At 58.2% G+C, this 16,260-nt stretch carries 16 protein-coding genes and 1 pseudogene; 7 read left to right on the top strand and 10 right to left on the bottom strand.

What is annotated here, in order from left to right:
* A partial coding sequence (locus tag AVMA1855_RS26650) for an IS3 family transposase (protein ID WP_349817121.1) occupies positions 1 to 92 on the top strand: 92 nt, incomplete at its 5' end.
* A gap of 34 nt (positions 93 to 126) precedes the next feature.
* Positions 127 to 483 (top strand): annotated as a pseudogene (locus AVMA1855_RS18295) (type I restriction-modification enzyme R subunit C-terminal domain-containing protein); the annotation flags it as partial.
* 140 nt (positions 484 to 623) lie between these two features.
* Here the strand turns inward: AVMA1855_RS18295 and AVMA1855_RS18300 are convergent.
* Genes AVMA1855_RS18300 through AVMA1855_RS18310 form a run of 3 tightly spaced genes read right to left on the bottom strand, consistent with a single transcriptional unit; the run spans position 624 to position 4,269 of the window.
* Positions 624 to 2,339: an ATP-binding protein gene (locus AVMA1855_RS18300; protein WP_284426785.1), complete on the bottom strand. Its 1,716-nt coding sequence runs from the start codon at positions 2,337 to 2,339 to the stop codon at positions 624 to 626.
* A gap of 2 nt (positions 2,340 to 2,341) precedes the next feature.
* Positions 2,342 to 4,147, bottom strand: a complete 1,806-nt coding sequence (locus AVMA1855_RS18305; RefSeq protein ID WP_284426786.1) for a restriction endonuclease subunit S — start codon at positions 4,145 to 4,147, stop codon at positions 2,342 to 2,344.
* Positions 4,144 to 4,269, bottom strand: a complete 126-nt coding sequence (locus tag AVMA1855_RS18310) for a type I restriction-modification enzyme R subunit C-terminal domain-containing protein (RefSeq protein WP_284426787.1) — start codon at positions 4,267 to 4,269, stop codon at positions 4,144 to 4,146. The genes AVMA1855_RS18305 and AVMA1855_RS18310 overlap by 4 nt, the downstream gene beginning before the upstream one ends.
* Before the next feature lie 18 nt (positions 4,270 to 4,287).
* On the opposite strand from AVMA1855_RS18310, the gene AVMA1855_RS18315 reads away from it, so the two are divergent.
* Genes AVMA1855_RS18315 through AVMA1855_RS18325 form a run of 3 tightly spaced genes read left to right on the top strand, consistent with a single transcriptional unit; the run spans position 4,288 to position 6,679 of the window.
* Positions 4,288 to 4,887: a hypothetical protein gene (locus AVMA1855_RS18315; RefSeq protein ID WP_284426788.1), complete on the top strand. Its 600-nt coding sequence runs from the start codon at positions 4,288 to 4,290 to the stop codon at positions 4,885 to 4,887.
* The gene (locus AVMA1855_RS18320; protein ID WP_284426789.1) at positions 4,884 to 6,404 is read left to right on the top strand and encodes a class I SAM-dependent DNA methyltransferase; all 1,521 of its coding nucleotides are present in this window, start codon (positions 4,884 to 4,886) and stop codon (positions 6,402 to 6,404) included. Before AVMA1855_RS18315 ends, AVMA1855_RS18320 begins: the two co-directional genes overlap by 4 nt.
* Entirely contained in the window at positions 6,401 to 6,679 is a 279-nt protein-coding gene (locus tag AVMA1855_RS18325; protein ID WP_284426790.1) for a hypothetical protein, read from the top strand. The genes AVMA1855_RS18320 and AVMA1855_RS18325 overlap by 4 nt, the downstream gene beginning before the upstream one ends.
* A gap of 464 nt (positions 6,680 to 7,143) precedes the next feature.
* On the opposite strand, the gene AVMA1855_RS18330 is transcribed toward AVMA1855_RS18325, so the two are convergent.
* Both AVMA1855_RS18330 and AVMA1855_RS18335 read right to left on the bottom strand, forming a co-directional pair.
* Complete coding sequence (locus AVMA1855_RS18330; RefSeq protein ID WP_284426791.1) at positions 7,144 to 7,506, bottom strand: DUF4238 domain-containing protein; 363 nt, start codon at positions 7,504 to 7,506, stop codon at positions 7,144 to 7,146.
* Between the two features lie 117 nt (positions 7,507 to 7,623).
* The gene (locus AVMA1855_RS18335) at positions 7,624 to 8,214 is read right to left on the bottom strand and encodes an HAD domain-containing protein (protein ID WP_284426792.1); all 591 of its coding nucleotides are present in this window, start codon (positions 8,212 to 8,214) and stop codon (positions 7,624 to 7,626) included.
* A 723-nt stretch (positions 8,215 to 8,937) separates the two neighbouring features.
* On the opposite strand from AVMA1855_RS18335, the gene AVMA1855_RS18340 reads away from it, so the two are divergent.
* The gene (locus AVMA1855_RS18340; RefSeq protein ID WP_284426793.1) at positions 8,938 to 10,041 is read left to right on the top strand and encodes a hypothetical protein; all 1,104 of its coding nucleotides are present in this window, start codon (positions 8,938 to 8,940) and stop codon (positions 10,039 to 10,041) included.
* A 328-nt stretch (positions 10,042 to 10,369) separates the two neighbouring features.
* On the opposite strand, the gene AVMA1855_RS18345 is transcribed toward AVMA1855_RS18340, so the two are convergent.
* The 5 genes from AVMA1855_RS18345 to AVMA1855_RS18365 all read right to left on the bottom strand — a co-directional run bounded on the left by AVMA1855_RS18345 (position 10,370) and on the right by AVMA1855_RS18365 (position 15,122).
* On the bottom strand, positions 10,370 to 10,576 hold the full coding sequence (locus AVMA1855_RS18345; protein WP_284426794.1) for a helix-turn-helix transcriptional regulator: 207 nt from the start codon (positions 10,574 to 10,576) through the stop codon (positions 10,370 to 10,372).
* Between the two features lie 195 nt (positions 10,577 to 10,771).
* A complete protein-coding gene (locus AVMA1855_RS18350; RefSeq protein WP_284426795.1) occupies positions 10,772 to 12,067 on the bottom strand; it encodes a tyrosine-type recombinase/integrase in 1,296 nt (431 codons plus the stop codon).
* Between the two features lie 273 nt (positions 12,068 to 12,340).
* Positions 12,341 to 12,646, bottom strand: coding sequence for a cupin domain-containing protein (locus tag AVMA1855_RS18355; RefSeq protein WP_284426796.1), 306 nt, complete (start codon positions 12,644 to 12,646; stop codon positions 12,341 to 12,343).
* Positions 12,647 to 12,649: 3 nt separating this feature from the next.
* The gene (locus tag AVMA1855_RS18360; protein WP_284426797.1) at positions 12,650 to 13,483 is read right to left on the bottom strand and encodes an alpha/beta fold hydrolase; all 834 of its coding nucleotides are present in this window, start codon (positions 13,481 to 13,483) and stop codon (positions 12,650 to 12,652) included.
* A gap of 190 nt (positions 13,484 to 13,673) precedes the next feature.
* Positions 13,674 to 15,122 (bottom strand): diguanylate cyclase domain-containing protein, encoded by a 1,449-nt coding sequence (locus tag AVMA1855_RS18365; RefSeq protein WP_284426798.1) that lies wholly within the window; start codon positions 15,120 to 15,122, stop codon positions 13,674 to 13,676.
* Between the two features lie 339 nt (positions 15,123 to 15,461).
* On the opposite strand from AVMA1855_RS18365, the gene AVMA1855_RS18370 reads away from it, so the two are divergent.
* Complete coding sequence (locus tag AVMA1855_RS18370) at positions 15,462 to 16,214, top strand: tyrosine-protein phosphatase (protein WP_284426799.1); 753 nt, start codon at positions 15,462 to 15,464, stop codon at positions 16,212 to 16,214.
* Positions 16,215 to 16,260: the final 46 nt, after the last annotated feature.

Below are 16,260 nucleotides of genomic sequence, written 5' to 3' on the forward strand. Positions count from 1 at the left end.
TCGAGCGGTTCTACAACCCGTTCAGAAAACACTCCAAATTGGACTACCTCAGCCCGGTTCAATTCGAAGAGCGGCAGCGCTTAATGGGCTAGGCAAACCGTCCGGGAAACCGGGGGAAGCCCACTCACCTTCGACATGATCGAAGATCTACACGAACACCTGAGCAAACCGCCGCTGATGCTCACCACTGAGCGACTGTGGAGCGCCTATGCACGTGTGCAGTCGAGCGCCGTGAACGGGACTGACCGCAAGCGGCAGCTGACAGATCTGGTGGCGCTAGCTCGTTTTGCTATAGGGATGGAGGGCGAACTCAAACCGTTTGCCGACGAGGTGGACAAATGCCTCCAAGCCTGGATCTTTCGACACAACGCCCAGCGTGGTACGGCTTTTACGACAGAGCAGACTGAATGGCTGCGCTTGATGAAGGATCGCTTCGCAATACCAGCACTTGTGTCCGCTGGCGTCGGCGAGCCATTTTTTTAGCAAGCCCCAACTGCCATTTCTCTTGATGTATTCAGATCGAAGATCATGAGTGGCCAGCGCATCGACTCGCGAGACTCGGCCAACGCAAACCGTGAGCCAGCGTGCGGGCAAATGAGGGGGCAATGGAATCTGGATGAATCTCAAGCCTGCCCCTCCTGCAAGCTGCGCATCAGACTTTGCACCAGGGCATCGAGTGCCTTTTGTTTGTTTTCCGGCGTAACGACGGCACCGTCGATATCGCCATCCGCCGCCAGCTCAAACCGGGCTCGCAGATACTCTTGCTCCAGCCGATCCCTCGACGCAAAGTTGAAATCCAAGCCTTCAAGGCGTGTACGTATTTTGACCAACTTAGCTTGATCATCATCGCTAAGCGGAGCCTGTTGGGTAGAGAGCCGATGCAATGTCAGGAGATCGGCATTCGTAGCCTTGTCTAGGCTAGTGCCCAAGCCGAACATATCGCTAGTCACGATCCCTGCAAAGCCCATGCCTTTTGGGTCAACTGCGGGGTTTTCGGCGCGCACAGTGCGGCTGCCCACTTCGCGATAGAGGATCTGCACCTGCTCCTTAACAAGTTCTGCAATGGCCAAGGGATTGTGGGTTGTCAGGACGATGTGACTGTTGTCCTGCCCTTCACTACTCTGCCCGACAAAGGTTCTCAGATAGTTCAGGTAATCCACACACCAGCGAGGGTTCAAGTGGGTGTCTGGCTCATCCAACAGGAACAGGCTTTCTTCCTCGGCAGTAAAGCGAAGCAGCCCCAACACCGTGAGCAGTTGCTGTTCGCCTTCGCTCAGCTCACGGAATGTGACGCTGCCATCGTTTTTCTTCAGGCGCACTCGAATGCGCACTTCTTCGATCAATTCGGAGACATAGGTGCTCTCTAGGTCTCGAAAGAACTCGTTTGCAGGCTGGTCCCCGACAAGCGCCCTGAGTGACTCCACATCTTTGATATACAAATATTGATACTCGTACTCAGACGAGTTCTTATTCCATATGGACTTCTTTAATTTCCTTTTGATGGAGATCGGCGCCAGCGAAACATTCATCAGTCGATCCAGGAAACGCTGAACCAAACCTCTTGCATGCCAAAATCTCGGATCACCTTCTCTCGATTCCCAAGGTGGCTCACGCAAGACAAAAAGGACGGATTCAACCCCGTTATCTGGATCGATACCCAGTTCTTTCTCTAGAAAATCCTTCACCCTCTGATCGGGTTGAATCAGAAATGCCAGGAGGACGAACTGGCTGTGGACAGGTAGCGCATAGAAAAGACGTTTCGGAGCAGGATCAGTCTTCGAGCTCAAAAGGTCTTGATAATAATCTTTTAGGTAGGGCTCGAATACCTCTTGCATACGCGGGCTCTCGCCCGAGTAATAGCTAAAGACATACCGCGGAAGATACTCGTTATCCGCATTAAGGAACGCCGTGAGCTTGATGGCCTTGCCACGCAGGGCCGACACCGACGCTTCGCCCTCGCTGAATGGGATCAAGGTGCCTTCGCCACGGGCCTCTGCATCCGTCGCAACGTGGATCGTGAAGGGCTCATCCCCTCGATCCGGGTCGGCATCAATGTGAATGTGCCGCAGACTCTCACCGGAGCCCATGCGATAGGCGAGTTTGAATGCGAATCGAGGAATTTCCTTCTTCTTTTTTGGAAACGTGCTCTTGTAGGTGATCAAGTCACGAAAAATGATGGCCAGCGCCTCCAGCACGTTGGACTTGCCTGTGCCGTTCCAGCCAATCACTACTGTTACCCAGTGCTCCTGGTCGAAGTCGATGGTGACGTTCTTCAGATTTTTGAACTGGTGCGCCGGGCTGCCCTTGGCACTACCGATGGTGAGTTTGTCCAGACGCATGCTCAGCCCGCCAGCAGTTTCAGCTTGTCATACAGCTTGCGGCCATGCTCGTCCGTCACGGTCTCCACGGCTAGGCGGCCTTCCTTGTCCAGCTCGCGCAAGTCGGCGTACAGCTCTTCAATCCGTTCCGTTAGCGCGCCATCGGTCACACCGCAGCGCCGGAAGACTTCTTGCGCTGGCACCCAGTCGCCCGCCTCAGCGAGCACGTCGATCAGTTGGATCGCCATGGCGGCGGTCTCCTTTGGCTTTGTTTTGCGAATCTTCGGCTGCTGAGCACGCTCTGCTCGTTCGGCGCGGATGCGTTCTAGCAGCACGCTGGCGCGTTCGTCCCTGGGGTCTTGCGGCACCAGTTCACCGGCAAAAGCTGCGCGCAGGATGTTTTGGCGTTGTGCGGTGGATTGCTTGAGGGCGAGGTCGATAGCGGCTAGCTGGTCCTCAATTGAAATTCCAGCTTCAACCAGAGCCCTCTCAATTTCGCGTTGCTCTTCCATCGAGCAGATGGCCAACGGCACAGCCCGAATATGGCCAAGGTTTACGCGGGGCCGACCAATACCCTTTACGAACCTTAGAACGGCATCACGAACAGGCTTCGAGTTCAGTTGCGACATAACCAAGTGAGGGATTCCGAGAGCGGGATTCAAGCGAACCCTTGCGCAATCAGCCTTAACAATTGCAGGAGACACCCCCGGCGGAATAATGCAGGCTCTCGGAAGCTCCTCTCCAAGCATCGCTACGACCAAGTCACCTGCCTCAACCGCATGCTTTGTGAGCCGCTCGTAATGTTCTTGCGATATATGCGCCTTCGCGTCAACAAACTCTCCATCACCAATATTCTGGAGCCTAATCACACGAGGCCCGTGTTCTTGGTAATGGGACGATTTCAAATTTGACCCAAACGGACCGTCGGTAATTGCCGACTCGTTTAAAGAACATTGGTCAACGCTCGCCCACACCCAACCCTTCGGCAGTTTCGGTAAATCGGCGATGCCCGGCTGCACCGGCTCGGGGTATTTATTTTGCCAATCCTTCGGCGGGATTTTGCCTTGCTCCTCAAATCTAGCGAGTTGTTTGACTTCCCAGCGGGCGCGACGTTCGGTCAGGATACGCGCCAGCAGTTGCGCGCCCGTTTCGGTGGGCTTGTGCTTGGCCCGCCAATCAGCGGTGAGCACACCTTCCACTGCAGCTTTGAGCAGCGTCTGGCGGTATCGCGCTAGTTTTTTCTGTGCAGCGTTGAGTTCGGCCACACCTGCATCGAGTTCAGAGATAAGTTCTTCGAGTTTGGCGACGATGAGGGTTTGCTCTGGCAGGGGACACAGTCGGACTTTGAGTGTTCGTATCTTCGTGAGATTAACGCGAGGTCGTGTCGTGCCTTTCGTTTGCTCTTTAAACTGCTCGACTACATTTTCAGCGTTGATCTGATAACAAAGGAAATGACGATCAACCCAAGGATGCGTCAGTCGAGCACGAACGACGTCTGCGACCAGAACGCCTCTGGGAATGCTGTCCGGAGCAAGGCACGCTTTTCCAAGTGGGGCGCCCAGCTTCGTGATGAGGATGTCGCTAGGCACAAATGTGTGCCTAGCCAACTCTTCAGCTTTTTCGTCGGTCACATACTGGATGTTCTTGGTGATGAACCGATTCCGACCAATGTTTTGCAGTCGCGCAATTGGGATACCCGCAGAGGCATACTCGCTTGCTTTGAGGTTCGAGCCAAATGGGCCATCAACGATGTCGTCAACGGGCCGCGAGAACAAATCCCCGAACTCCAGCTCAAGCCATCCGGGCGGCAAATTTTCATTCTCACTCACGCCACCAACTCCATATTCATTTCCTTCATCAAGGTATCCAGTTCCTTGCCAAAAATACCCCCGGCTTTCTGTAGTCCGCCTTTGTCTGCCAACTCTGCGTAATCAAAATCGTCGCAGCTCATGCAGCAACTGCTGGCAACGTGAAGAGCACGCGCGCACCGTTTGATGTCGATCACTTCCGGCCCAAGCTAGGCATCACGGTAGATGGCGTGAAGCTCGTAGGCCATGACGAGTACTACTGGCTGGCATATGAATGGTCTAACTTTCGCCTTTCTTGCCAACGGTGCAATCGACCAGAAAAGGACGATGCAGACGTATTGCACGGCAAGGCGAATGAATTCCCGATTCGCAATGAGGCACAGCGTTGCGCGCTGCCTGCGGAGTACCTAAATGCTGAATCGCCTAGGCTGTTGGACCCATGCATGGAGGCTGATTGCGAACTGCTCGCCCATGGTATTGACGGCGAGGTCAAGCCTGCGGCGCGTAATGGCACCTGGGAACATCAGCGTGCGCGGTACACGATTGACCGTCTCGGATTTAATGAATGGAACATGCCCGAAGACAAGCGCAGTCGTTGGCAGACACTGGCTACGTTACTAGCTGTTGTGGGCGACAAGGCCAATCCAGCGGTAACAGCTGAAATCAAAAAATATCTCTCCCACGATCACGAACACACAAGTTTTTTCCGATCTGCCATTGGCACGCATCGAGACAAGGCTTGGGTTGAGGCTCTTCTATGAACACGAGCACCCTTGTCCAGAAAGTCTGGAACTTCTGCCACACCTTGCGCGACGACGGCGTTGGTTACGGCGATTACCTCGAACAGCTCACCTACCTGCTGTTCTTGAAACTAGCGCATGAATACGCGCAGGAGCCATACAACCGCAACACCCAAATCCCTAAGGGGTACGACTGGATCAGCTTGACCTCCAAGGTCGGCGAGCCGCTGGAAGCGCATTACCTGTCCATCTTGCACAAGCTGGGCGAGCAGTCCGGCATGCTGGGGGCCATCTTCTTCAAGGCGCAGAACAAGATTCAGGATCCGGCCAAGCTCAGCCGTCTGGTCCAGATGATCGACGCCGAAAATTGGATCAGTCTCGAGGCAGACGCCAAAGGTGATCTGTACGAAGGCTTGTTGCAGAAGAACGCCGAAGACACGAAGAGCGGTGCAGGGCAGTATTTCACGCCGCGCGCGATCATTCAGGCCATGGTGGCCTGCCTTCGGCCGCAGCCATTGAAGACCATTGCCGACCCCGCTTGCGGTACTGGCGGGTTCTTTCTCGTGGCCAATGAGTGGCTATCGGGTACTGGCAAGTGGCTGGAGGATAACGGTGCATCGCTTGGGCGTGATCTGCCTAAGCTCAACCCAAAGCAGAAGCGCTTCTTGCGTGATGAGACATTCGTCGGCAACGAGATAGTTCCGAACACCAGGCGCTTATGCTTGATGAACTTGTTCCTGCACAACATCGGTGAGCTGGATGGTCAGCCAGCCATTGACCGCTCCGATGCGCTGATTTCAGAGCCAAAGAGCAAGGTTAATTACGTGCTGGCCAACCCGCCCTTCGGCAAGAAGAGCAGCATGACGATCACCAATGACGCTGGAGAGGAGGACATAGACTCCCTGACCTACGAGCGTCAAGACTTCTGGGAAACCACGTCCAACAAGCAGCTCAACTTCTTGCAGCATATCGTCAGCATGTTGAAGGTTGACGGCAAGGCAGCTGTGGTGTTGCCTGACAACGTGCTGTTTGAGGGAGGCGCCGGAGAGAAGATTCGCCGCAAGCTGCTGGAGAACTGCGATGTGCACACCATCTTGCGCTTGCCTACCGGCATCTTCTATGCACAAGGTGTGAAGGCGAACGTGGTGTTCTTTGACAATGCGCCAAAAGATGGCCGTGTGCACACCAAAGGCATCTGGTTTTATGACCTGCGTACCAACAAGCATTTCACGCTGAAGACGCGCCAGTTGAAGCTGGACGACCTGCGTGATTTCGTCACCTGCTACAACCCGGCAGATCGCCACGTACGCAACGTAACGGACCGATTCAAGTTCTTCAGCTACGACGAACTCATGGCCCGCGACAAAGCCAGCCTGGATGTTTTCTGGCTGAAGGACGACAGCCTCGACAACCTCGATGAGCTTCCTTCACCGGATGTTCTGCAGCAAGAGATCATTGAGCACCTAGAGGCAGCTCTGGCAGCCTTCCGCGATGTTGCAGCAAGCCTGCCGAGCTTTCCTCAGAAATATGCTGCATGAGCGAGCTCATCTCTTTCGGCTGTTGGATGGCCTACCTATACTTGAACCCCAAACAGTCTGGCCCCTTGCCGCCCAACGCTCGGGACGTGAGTGACATTGGGCACTGGGGCACAGGCGACCTGGAGATCGCGCTCGCGAATCAAAAAGACTTTGATGCTGTTAAGCCGCTGATCACGGCCCATGTCGGAAAATCAAGAAAGGCAAGTGTGGGCGTCCAAAAGCAGACGTTCGCTGGCGCCGCGAGTTCTGGCTTTTTCAGACCTTCCTGTGGCTAAAGACGCCTTTCACCCAAGCTGCCGTAATGTCTGCTTGGTAGGTAGCGGCTCGTAGGCTATTTCGCGAACCAATCTCCCCACGCAGCAGGTGCGCATCAATGATTCGGGCGATGCCCAACTCATCTACGCCGCCATACTAAGTCCTTTCGGGAAACACCTGCACTACGAGCGTAAGGTTGCAGGGTCCCAACAACTGGTGCGCGCGCTCATCATGCCGGCCCCGGCCCCGGCCCCGGCCCCGGCACTGCACAAGTCCAGTCGCTTCTGTTCGTTGCGCAAGGGCCCCCAGACCCATCCTGCCCCCTGCATGATTGCAAGGCCGGCCCTGGCAGACCAACACGCGACGCTTCTGCGGCGGGATCACCGTCCCTGCAGTGGCCGCTGCAGCTGCGGGCGCTGTCTGATGCAGCAGGCTTGCATCAAGGCAGCAACGGCCAACTGCTCATTGGTCGGAGCAGCCAGTGTCACCTCCGCAAGCCGGAGCGGCCCCTCTTAGCTCTTGCCCTGCCGCGAAGCCAGCAAAGCTTCGGCATCCCGTCGCCAACGCTGTACCGCGCCAGTGCGTCGACCGGGCCCAGGGGGGACTCGCGGAGCGCGGTGACCGCTGGCGATAGCACCAGTTTTTCGTACTTGGTGATTCGGTCGTCCAGCGTCTCCTCGTCTGACGGCTCGGAGTAGAAGTCCCGCTGCGCAGCAACCCCCTCAGTGGAGGACAGGTAGGGCTCGCTCCCCTTCTTGAAGACGTAGACCTGGGTCTTCTTTCCTTTTGCCTGCCCGAACCCCCGCTGCAGCGCCTGAGGGATGAAATGTTGTTTTCGACCTGCCACTCTGACCTCCTACCTTATTTCAGTGCCGATCAATGTCTACGTTCGCTGCGAAGCGTCGTTAACGCCGAGAAGCCTGTGGGCAGCCCAGGAACGTGACCTCGCACGGACGTCATTCACTCAAGTCAATAGTGCAAGTTTCTCTCTTAATTCAGCCTGAACCGACACGCATGAAAGCCCCGTGTTTCCGTCGCAAGCTACGAGGTTCTTCAAGTGCTCACGTGGCCAGTCACTGACATCGTCATCCAAGGCTAGCCAATGCACGGGCTTCCTTCTTTTTACGTCACCCCATATCTGAAGCCACCTGGGTGTTCGCCTGAACGACTCGAATATCCAAGGGTCTGCACCATGAACCCGCCGATGGAATGTACCCCCGATAAACTTTGATCGCAGCGACTCTGGCAGGCGTTTTAAAGCCTTTCCGTACCCAGGTGCAATGCACCACGTACTGCTCAGAATCAAGCGCACATCGGGAAATCCGGCGAGCGTCTGTTCCAAGAAATGCGTCCATTCGAATAACGTGTGACCAGGCGCCTCTCGTTGGTTGATAAAAGCACCACGTCGAGGATGCCAGTACACAGCCTGATGCTGGAGAACGCCATCGAAATCCAGATACAGCACCACCTCGGCACTGCGAGGCGGCGGCGCTTGAAAGTACGGGGCGGCTAAGTTTGTCGCAGTGCCGGTCGATTGGTGAGCGGTAAAGACCATGCACACAGACTAATCCAAATCAAGGGCCTAATCTCACCGCTGCACAGGATCCCTCGATTCTTTTACGACGGTCTTCTTCAGATTAAACCGAAGTACCAAGATTTATTGGTAATTCTCGTTCTCGCTCATTGGCCCCCACTCATATGACGGTTCGAACGTGAGTCTTCTCGGGACGCCTGCTACCTCTAGAGTCCTTGCACGCCGCCATCGGCGGTGGCTGCTACACCCGAAATGGAACAGGATGCGTCAGCATCCTGCCTGGTCGGCAAACGTGCCCTCGAACTTAGGACAGCACGCCTCAGCTTATGCGGCTGCATCAGGTTTGAGAAGCCTTCCACGGCGGTCGGCTAGTGCCGTCCGCAAGAAGCCCAAGGCTTCACATTCGACCGTTTTACCGTGCAGCGCTATACGTTTCATGGGTAGAAAAACTCCCTACGAGGCCCCTCTGCAAAATGGAGCGTTCGTAGCGATCTCGGGGCATCAAAAGCGCAAACAAGGCCCAAGCAAATTCAGGCAAGGAGGCACCTCACCCAAGATTGCGCTAAGGGATTATTAGATTAGGTCGAACAGCACCACCAAATTCACCCACCTTTTCAAGGTGGTTCTGGGTGCCGTTTTTCAAAGTCATCCTGTGCCCTATACCGAAGGATCCTTCAGCCTATAGTTTCATGACCTTCGAGCTGCAGCGAATCATTCTCCCAACTACAGTTTTAACGGTGCAGTTTGACGACTACGAAAAATTCTCGACATGCCATCGCTGCGGGCGACGTGAAAACGCTAGCAACGCTGGCCCTTGAAAGCAATCATTTCACGCAACATCAAAAAGACGTCATCCACCGCGCGGCGGCCCGCGCTGAGCGAGCCTCCAGAGTACCTGGAGAGCCGATACTTCAACTACCGCCAAACGCCACACCCAACGAGGTTAACAGTGCTCGGAAAAGGCGCTCCGTCAGACGCGGGAAAGACATATTCCTGCCCTCCTGGAAGCCCGAGACCACGGGATTTCCGAACGTCCTCGTTCGGTCCGCCCTCTGGTCAATGAGGACCATAGGGCTGACACCCGACGGAGTAACCGAGGCTCAAAACGCCGTAGATCAAGACACGATCAGCGGCGATATCGACCAGGAGCCCGGGGGAAGGTTGATTCCTGGAATGGGCGACTTTACTTTGATAAATCGTGGCCCGGCCCTCGGAAGTTATGACCGCAGGGTTTTCGCCAGTTGCGTGGACTATTACAAAGATCGGCCTTTGTCTCCCGGGGGCGACTCATCATGGGTTGAAGTGTCGTTCTATCTTTTTGTCAATCAAATGGGCGTTGCGTACAGCGCGGAAAGTCACCGCTCCCTTCGCGCAAGCCTCGAAAGACTATCGGCCTTATCCCTTCACCTGCGACACGACGGGTTTGAGCGTCACCTTCCGCGCATCTTGGAAGTTTCCTTCGCCGACGGCAAGGCCCGTGGTGACATTTCAAGCGGCAGCGATAAGATCGTTTTCCGGGTGCTTGAACCGCTAGCCGAACTGTATGGCCCTGCGAAGTGGACAGCAGTGCCGCACTCAGCGCTTAACGCCGGCAAGGGACTGAAGTCATGGGTTGCTACCTTCTACTCGACCCACAGACGCTCCCTCCCTCTGCCTCTGGCACTGGTGCAAAGACTCACTGGAACGGGAGCGACAACGGCGAAGTTCACATTCCAACTCAAAGAGAGCTTGAAGAACCTTCAAGAGTCAAACGTACCTGAGGCAGTACGCGTTGCCGACTACAGCGTCAGCAAAACGGAAGTGACTGTGCATCTGACACGGTGGGGGAAAGAGGTGGCTGCGAAGTAGGTAACCTTGAACCCGATCCTCTTTGCTCAACGCTCGATCAACGAAGGCAGGCTCTTTGGGTGTAGCGGCGTATATCAAGACTTCGTGCTATGGATCGCATCACGCTCATGGGCCCATAGTCCAAACGCTTTAGCGAGCGCGCTAGTCTTCATTGATCCCGAATAGTTGGCTTCAACAGGTCTGTGAATAAAACGCTCCCACTCACCGAAAATTTTTTGGCGCGCGCCAAAAAGCGCATTGCGGGGAAAGTTAAGAGGCGCGTGAACTGAGGGCGTGATCCGCCAGATGTCTCCCGAGAATTGACGCCTAAGGTCCCCCCGTTGAAGGCTCACTGACCATGCGCGACCTCTTGGCCGAGGGAATCGATCAGCCGCTCAATGTCGCTGCGACGCCAAGCGACAGTGCGAGGACCGAGCTGCACCTGCTGGGGATAGCGCCCCACTTTAATGCCCGCATACCAGCTGGCACGCGAGACAGGGACAAGGGTCAGGACTTGAGGAAGACGCAGCAGCGCGTCGTGCTTGGGCATGGTCATCAAACATCTCCATCCTCCGAGTGGTGGGCCGGAAGGTGTCTTCGATGAATCGAAGCCTGCCTCAATCGTGGGGGAGGGCCCATCGGTCATCCGGGTGCGTCCAAGAACGCCTAATGACGTATAGGAATGCGGAGGACTGGTGATGCAGTGAATTTCTATTGAAACTTTCTATTGATGAATTTTCCTCGATAGTCTTCAGGCTGCGCGGCGTAGCTCAATCATTTCGCCGCTGTGCCGCAGTCGGTCCAAGTAATCGGCCCACTGCTGCATCATGTCGTGACGGGCTTCCAAGAATTTCGCGCGGTCATACGCACTGCCCAAAGGACCACTGGGCGCGTGTGCGAGTTGGGCCTCAATGACCGGAGATGGAAACTTGAGCTGCTCACTTACGATGGTGCGCGCCGTAGCTCTGAAGCCATGACCAGTCATCTCTTCCTGCGTGTCGTAGCCCATTCGCTGCAGCGCTGCATTGACGGTGTTCTCGCTCATCGGCCGTTCATGGTCGCGCACACCCCTGAACACATATCCTCCTGGTCCGGTCAGCGGATGGAGCTCCCTCAGCAGCTGCACGGCCTGGCGAGCGAGCGGGACAACGTGATCGTTCTTTCTACTCGCCTTGAAGACCTTTGTCCCCTTCATTCGGGCAGCCGGGATGATCCAAACACTGCTGTCTAAATCCAGTTCGGACCATTGAGCGTGCCGCAGTTCACCTGGTCTCACCATCAGCATGGGTGAGAGCTGCAACGCGGTGCGGACGATGAGCGTGCCAGAGTACCCATCAATGGCACGCAGCAGCTGTGCCAGCTTGGAGGGTTCGATGATGGCGGCCATCCGATCAGAGACGGGCCTGCGCAATGCCGGGGCCAAATCCCGTGCCGGGTCAGTGAGGGCCAAGCCTGAGGCGATGGCGAACCGAAACACCTGGCTGCAGTTCTCGCGAGCACGATGCGTGGTCTCCAGCACACCGCGCGATTCAATCCGACGCAAGACCTCGAGCACTTCAGGAACACTGATGCGGTCAACGGGCTTCTTTCCAATCCACGGGAAGATATCCCGCTCCAGACGTCGTATCACTTTCTCACCGTACGAAGGAGCCCAGCCAGACTGATGGACATCGAACCACTCTCGAGCCACACATTCAAAGCTCCCCAAGGCCGGAAGCCCAGATGCAATACGAGACTCTGCATCCCGTTCAAGCTTTGCTTCAGCCTTCGCCGCTTTGCGTCCATCGCTGGGATCAAGTCCCTCCGCGACCAGCTGGCGCGCCCGCTTGGCTTTGTCACGGGCGAGGGAAAGCGACGTATCTGGGTACGTACCAAGGGAGAGGGTCTTCCTTCGGCCTCGAATTGAGTAGTCGAAGCGCCACCCGTGAGAGCCGCCTTTCACGAAGAGCAGCAGGTACAGGCCCTTACCATCGCTGAGCCGCTTGCGCGGATCGCCAGGTTTCACATTGCGCAGGGCAGTATCGGAGAGGCCAACCAAGATAGGCATGCAGTAACTTTCGCAGGAGTTGTATTACTCGGTATAGCGAAAGTCACTGTTCATGCGGCCTCCAGCAGGGAATGGGGGAGAGTCCCAGGCCACCAGTCATCAAAGCCCTTGGTTCTTGCGAACCAGGGGCTTTTTGTTTTGCGGATGGTTTTCCTCACCCTGATGCGGTCGTGTGTGGAGCGGCGAAGCGGTTCGGTGGCGTGCGCCCGCTCCAATCACTAAAACTCGAACCATTCCTGCCAACGCGGCATTTCCTGTCGATGATCCGGCGATTCACGCCGCGCTCGTTCTCCGCGCCACCCAGTACGTGGCCCCATCCGGGCCGTAGCGCTCCTCGTGCGGTTCCGACCGATCCAGTTCGAACGTGTCGCCAGGCACCAGATGGCGCGTGGTGCCCGACTGCGTCAGCCACATCTCGCCCGCCACCACCAATGCACTCGCATGAAAATCGTGCCGATGCTGCTGCACGATTTGCTGCGGGGCCCAGGTACGAACGAGTGCCTGCTCGTAGCCTTTCGCCAGCGCTTGGCGCTCGAAGTCTTCGAAGCTCGCGGGAATGGGGGCATGTGGCTGGGCCATGGCTCAGCTTTTCAGGAATGCGATCAAGGCGGCATTGAATTCCTGCGCGTGCGACAGGTTGAAGCCATGCGGCGCCCCAGCGATGACTTGGAGTACGCTGCCAGGAATCGCCTTGTGGGTGCGGGCTCCGCTCACTTCCAGCGGCACGATGGCGTCGGCATCGCCGTGGAGGACCAGCGTCGGAACCTTCACGCTTTTCAGGTCTTCGCGGAAGTCGGTTTTGCCGAAGGCCTCGATGCAGTCGAGCGTGCCTTTGGGCGATGCCATGGCGGCGATGTCGCGGGCGTACTGGCGCTGTTCCTCGCTGACTTTGAGCTTGCCGTCCACGCTGAAGAAGTTGTGCGTGAAGTTTTCCAGGAACGCCATCCGGTCCTTTTTGACGCCCTCTTTGAATTGCGCAATCGTCGCGTCGTCCAGTCCGCCCTCCGGGTTGTCGGCGCTCTTGTAGAGATAGGGCGGAACGGCGCCCGCGAAGACCAGCTTGGCCACGCGCTGGCTGCCGTATTTCGCGATGTACCGCGCGAGTTCGCCGCCGCCCATCGAGAAGCCGACCAGCGTGGCGCCCGTGAGATCGAGGCCGGTCATCAGCGCATCGAGGTCTTTCGCGAAGGTGTCGTAGTCGTAGCCCTCCCAGGGTTGCGACGATGCGCCGAAGCCGCGGCGGTCATAGGCGATCACGCGGTAGCCCGCTTCGACGAGGGCGGGGATCTGGGCTTCCCACGAGCGTCCGCTCAGGGGCCAGCCATGGATGAGCACAACGGGGGCGCCCTGTCCGTAATCTTCGTAGTGGATCTCGACGGGATGGCGGGCGCTGGATTCGGTTTGGAGCTTGGGCATGGGGGTGCGGACCTCGGCAGTGGGTGGATGTGAAGGGGTGAGGAGTGAAGGAATCCATTGGGTCCAGAATTTCAAACCACGTCAATCAGACCTGTCCTACTCAGCCTCTGGCGCATTCGGTCCTGCTCGCAGGACGGGCTGTAACGAAATCAACCTTCGCGAGCGCGGTGCCTGCGGTGGCGGCGACGCATCACGTCGGCGGTGTGCCCTCGTACACCTGGAGCCCGCTGGCCTGCTGTTTGGCGCTGTACATGGCGAGGTCGGCGCAATGCAGCACCTGGGCGGCCACGGTCGAATTCTCGGGGGAGCGCGCGATGCCGATGCTGGCCCCGACGTTCACCCACTGGTCCGGGCGCACCTGGATGGGCTGCCGGATGGCGTTGACGATGGCGGCGGCGGCCTCCTGCACGCGCTGCAGGTCCTGCGAGCGCATCAGGATGGCGAATTCGTCTCCGCCCAGGCGCGCCAGCGTGTCCGACGAGCGCACGTGCTTCTTGGTTCGCAGCGCCACTTCCTTCAAGACGGCGTCCCCCGCTTCGTGGCCGTAGTTGTCGTTGATGGCCTTGAACTTGTCGAGATCCATCAGCAAGATCGCGTATCCGGTGTTCAGGGCCTGCTGGTTCTGCTCGGCGTTCTCCAGGTTGATCTCGAAAAGCCGCCGGTTGGCCAGATGGGTCAGCGCATCGCGGTGCGCCACGTTCTCGAGCGGCACGACCACCCGGTTGGTGATGAGGTTCGCGGCCAGAATGGAGAGGAACGAACTGAACAGGATGCTGGCGGCGAACAGCCCCTCCAGCCTCAGGAAGGGCGAGAAGACCGGCGCGAACGGCTTGGCCACCACCGCGATGACGTTGGAGCCCTGCAGCCCGCCCAGGTTGATGACCTTGGCCCGGTACTGCGCACCGTCCGTGCCTTCCGCCGAAAAGTTCTCGGACGACTGCGTGTGTTCGTGGATGCTCCGGTTGAGCACGATGCCGGGCAGGGTCGAGGTGTGGATGACGAAATCGCCTTCGCTTTCCTGCGACAGGAACGCCATCTTCAGCTGCGTCATCTTGGTGAACTGCTCCACCGCCATGGTGTTGACGCGATAGCCCAGAAAGATGTTCATGATGGGCATGGGGGCGCTGATGGTGGCCTTGACCCAGTTGTAGAGCACGGGCGTGTGCTCGCCCGCGGCCAGCGGGCCGATGCTGCGGCCGGTTTCGCTGACCTCGGTCACGAGGGCCTCCAGCGTCGCGTCCAGATCCAGGTCGCGCTCGTTCAGCAACTGGGTCACGGAAGCGCGGGCCACGATCTTGTGGTTGAGGTCCGTGAGGACGATCAGCTCGGCCCCCGTGCGGGCCAGCTGGCTGGCCAGCGCCGATTCGATGGTCGCGCGGTTGCCGTTGGCGATGGTGTGCTGCAGCCCGTAGTCTTTCGTGACCAGCAGCGAGGTCTGCTGCCGGTTGTCCTTGCGCGTGGCGGCCGTGTACAGGAAGGTCTGCGCCCCGCCTTCCAGCGCGGAGTCCACGCTTTCCAGCGCGATGTTGCGGTTGGCGAAGTGCAGGAAGACGAACGCCACCACCTGGAAGATGATCAGCGCCGGAACCAGCAGCATCAGGAGCTTTCTGGTGGAAGCGTTCGCCAGCGTCTTCTTCATGGATGCAAGCCCCCTCCTGAAATTATGGAATGGAAGGCCGGACCGTGGGCGGTCACTGGCCTTGGATTCTTGTCGTGCGCCTCTCCGCGCCGAGCCTGGCCCCCTGCACCCGGGGCCCTGTTCGGCATGGGCAGGCATTCGCCCTTGCGTCCTTTCTCCGTGCCTCTTTCTGCGCACTTGCATCCGTGCCTCCGCCATGGCTTTCAGCGGGGCCGGGTGATCCGTAGCCAGTATAGGGTGGCGCCCCGCGATTGGGGCAGGGGTTGCCCAGGGATCGGCGCCATGGGCCATGCCCTGGCCATCCCTCCGGCCCGCGCGCCTTTCGCATAAAGTGGCTGCATGAGCGACTCACTTTCCTACTCCCGTTCGCTGAACCTGCTGGGCGCCACCAATTTCCGCGACCTGGGCGGCTACCCGGGCGAGCAGGGCCGGCCCGTGCGCTGGCGCCGCCTGTTCCGCTCCGACCACCTGGCCGCGCTGACGCCCGAAGACGCGCTGGCGCTGTCGGTGCTGGGGCTGGCGCGCGCCGTGGATTTCCGAGGGGAGCATGAGCGGGCCACGCTGGCCTACGTGCTGCCCGACGTGGCCTATTACCCGCTGTCCATCGAGCCGACGGTGGTGCAGCGTGCCAAGGAGATGGCGCTGTCGGGCCACACGCTCACGCCCGAGATCGCGATGGATCTGATGCGCGACACCTACCGCGCTTTCGTCGCGCACAACACGCGCGAGTTCGCCACGCTATTCGAGCACCTGCTGGACAACGACACGCCGCTGGTCTTTCACTGCACCGCGGGCAAGGACCGCACGGGCTTCGCGGCGGCGCTCATCCTGCTGGCGCTGGGTGTATCGCGCGAGGTGGTGATGCAGGACTATCTGCTCACCAACGGGTTGTACCGGCGGCCCGCGCAGGTGAACGGGGCCGCGCCGGAGGCGGTGCTGAACGTGCTGTGGCGCGTGCAGCAGGATTTTCTCGAAGCGGCGCTGCAGGCCGTGGAGACGGACCATGGCGGCGTGCTGCGCTACCTGGAGCACCGGCTGGGCGTGGGCCCCGCCGAGCGCAGGCGCCTGGCGCAGTGGTATCTGGAGCCCTGATGGGAGCGCGGTGCGCATGAAAAAAAGCCGGCACAGGTGCCGGCTT

Source organism: Acidovorax sp. SUPP1855, assembly GCF_030158955.1.
Lineage (GTDB): Bacteria > Pseudomonadota > Gammaproteobacteria > Burkholderiales > Burkholderiaceae_C > Paracidovorax.